1 protein-coding gene and 1 pseudogene are annotated in these 1,673 nt (G+C 71.3%); both read left to right on the top strand.

Going from position 1 to position 1,673, the window contains the following annotated elements; all coding sequences use genetic code 11:
• Positions 1-861 (top strand): SWIM zinc finger family protein (locus L995_RS13180; RefSeq protein WP_047472174.1); only part of this gene is annotated, 861 nt, incomplete at its 5' end.
• 307 nt (positions 862-1,168) lie between these two features.
• A pseudogene (locus tag L995_RS13175) lies at positions 1,169-1,673 on the top strand (reverse transcriptase family protein); the annotation flags it as partial.

Genomic DNA, 1,673 nt, shown 5'->3' with positions numbered 1-1,673 from the left:
CCGCGTGCCGTGGTGTTCGAGCCCTGGGAGGAACGCCTGGCCACCCGGCGCTCGCACGTCGTCAGCGATGCCTTGGGCACGGGCGGCGGCACCATCCGCCTGTGGGGGCGCCGGCGCCTGCTCACGCTGGAGCGGCTGATCCCGCAGGCCACGCGCGTGCGCGTGCACCTGCTGGGCAGCGGCATGCCCAGCTTCTGGGTGGTGGAGCTGGGCCAGGTCACGGTCACGCTGGGCCTGTCGGGCTGGAGCGCCAACGACTGGGCCGCCAGCGCGCGCTTTCACCTGATGGCGCCGCAGGCCGAGGTCACGCCCGCCCAGGTCGAGGCCGTGGGCCGGCAACTGCAGTCGTGCTGGCAGGCCGGCGCGCAGGAACTGGCCCAGGCCACGGGCCTGGTTCCGGCCCAGGTGCACACGGCCATGACACGCTGGATGCAGGCCGGGCGCGCGGTCTACGACCTGGACGCCGGGCGCTACGCCTGGCGCGAGCTGCTGCGCGAGCCGCTGACGGCGCAGCAATTGCAGCCCGCCAACCCCGAGGAGGACAAGGCGCTGGCCCTGGTGCGCGGCAAGGCCATTGCCCCGCCGCGCATCGACCGCAAGGACGGCTTCAGCCGCATCACCGGCCAGATACCGCGCGCCGATGGCAAGCGCCTGTTCGACACCCAGCTCGAACTCAACGCGGACGAGCGCCTGACCGATGCGCGCTGCAGCTGCAACCACTACCAGCAGCACCGGCTGCGCCAGGGGCCCTGCGAGCACATGATTGCGCTGCGCCTGGTGGCGCAGGCCCAGCTCGATGCCGCACGCCAGCCGGCAGGCCCGCAGCAGGCGGCCGCAGCAGGACAAGGAGAAATCGCGTGAACCGCCTCAATTGCTCTACACTGCCACGCGGAGCGACGCGCAGGCTCTTGCAACCCGGGTGGTGTTTCGCCACCCTTGTGAACTGCCGTTTCATGCACCACGGGCGCCGTTTTCACTGTGCCACCCCAGCGACGGTATGCGTTTTCCTGAGTGGCTTGCTACAAGCGAAACACGCATACCGTCGCGGGGTGGCGTCGAGCGAACAGCTCCCGTCCCGTGAGCCCTGCGGGCTCTTCGACGAGAAGCGCGTCGCTCCACCTTCTTGCCCGCCTCGCACCGGCCGGGCCCGCCTTGCAGGGGTTGCCGCATGAGCCAGCCGCAACCCACGCGCGCCGAGATCTACGAGCGCATCAAGGCCTCCAGCAAACAGGAAGTCATCCTCGAGGAAATGCAGCGCCTGGGCTTCTGGCCCAAGGGCGAGGGACAGCCGCAGCTGGCCGCCGCCCACATCCAGCGCGAAGGCGGGCTGCAGCGCGAGCTGGCCGAGCTGCGCCAGCAGATCGCCGTGCGCCAGAACCCCGAGCGCGCACTGCGCCAGATGCGCAAGGAGCGCATGCAAAAGGCGCTGGCCCAGCGCGAGGAAACCAAACGCCGCCAGGCCCAGGAACGCCATGACAAGGCGCTGGCCTGGCATGCCAGGCGGTCCACGCGCGTGGGCTATCTGGGCCCCGGCGTCTCCGCGGCCCTGCAGGATGCCGCCCGGGATGGCACGGAGCGCTGGCAGGCCGATCCGCAGCGGCTCGCCCGGCATGGCCTGCCGCAGCTGGCCGATGCCGCCCAGCTGGCGCAGGCCATGGGCATCACCGTGGCCG

It is taken from the genome of Delftia sp. ZNC0008 (assembly GCF_000799035.1).
In the GTDB taxonomy this organism is placed as follows: domain Bacteria; phylum Pseudomonadota; class Gammaproteobacteria; order Burkholderiales; family Burkholderiaceae_C; genus Comamonas; species Comamonas tsuruhatensis.
This window is presented reverse-complemented; position numbering and strand designations above follow the sequence as displayed.